The 1,198-nt window shown below is 67.9% G+C and carries 1 protein-coding gene; it reads left to right on the forward strand.

From position 1 onward, the window contains the following. Window positions 1-32 precede the first annotated feature (32 nt). Window positions 33-1,198, forward strand: a 1,166-nt coding sequence (gene dnaX / locus BIS11_RS18015) for a DNA polymerase III subunit gamma/tau (RefSeq protein ID WP_253586786.1), incomplete at its 3' end; no start/stop codon positions are given.

Here is a 1,198-nt window from a genome sequence, read left to right on the forward strand (position 1 = left end):
CCCCAGGAACCCGCCACAGGAAATAGTGCTCAATGAGCTATCAGGTTCTGGCCCGCAAATGGCGCCCGCGTACCTTTCACGAGCTGGTCGGGCAGACCCATGTCCAGCGCGCGCTGGTCAACGCGCTCGACCAGGGGCGGCTTCACCATGCCTACCTGTTCACCGGCACTCGCGGCGTGGGCAAGACCACGCTCGCCCGGATTCTCGCCAAGTGCCTCAACTGCACTGCCGGCGGACGCGGTGACGAAGGGGTCACCTCCACGCCTTGCGGTCAGTGCGACAGCTGCCGGGCGATCGACGAGGGGCGCTTCGTCGACCTGATCGAGGTGGACGCCGCCTCGCGCACCAAGGTGGAAGACACCCGCGAGCTTCTCGACAACGTCCAGTACGCGCCGACCCAGGGACGCTACAAGGTGTACCTCATCGACGAGGTGCACATGCTCTCGACCAGCAGCTTCAACGCACTGCTGAAGACCCTCGAGGAGCCGCCGCCCCACGTCAAGTTCCTGCTCGCCACCACCGACCCGCAGAAACTGCCGCCCACGGTGCTGTCGCGCTGTTTGCAGTTCACCTTGAAGCACATGCCGCCGGAGCGGGTGGTCGAGCACTTGACCTACGTGCTGGGCGAGGAGAGCGTCGAGTTCGAGGAGAGCGCGCTGTGGCTTCTGGGCAAGGCCGCCGAAGGCTCCATGCGTGACGCCATGAGCCTGACCGATCAGGCGATCGCCTTTGGTCAGGGCGCGGTGCGCTACGCGGACGTGGCCGCCATGCTCGGCACCCTGGATCATCGCCACGTCATGGCGCTGGTCCAGGCGCTGGCCGATGTCGATGTCCAGACGCTGCTGGCGGAGGTGGCCACGCTCGCCGAGCAGGGCCCGGATTTCGCCGCCGTGCTCGACGAGCTGACGGCGATCCTGCACCGCCTGGCGGTGGCCCAGATGGTGCCCGGCGCGGTGGACAACGGCCACGGCGACCGCGACACCATCCTCCAGCTCGCCGGACGGTTCACCGCCGAGGACCTGCAGCTCTACTACCAGATCGGCATCCAGGGGCGTGGCGACATGATCCACGCGCCGGATTTGCGCAGCGCCCTTGAAATGACCCTGCTGCGCATGCTGGCGTTTCGCCCCCAGGGCGTTCCCAAGCCGCCGCGCACGCCGCTGCCGCTGCGCCCGGAGCCCGCCGATCAGGCGCCGGA

Origin of the sequence: Halomonas sp. 707D4, assembly GCF_024158685.1 — a bacterium.
Lineage (GTDB): Bacteria > Pseudomonadota > Gammaproteobacteria > Pseudomonadales > Halomonadaceae > Vreelandella.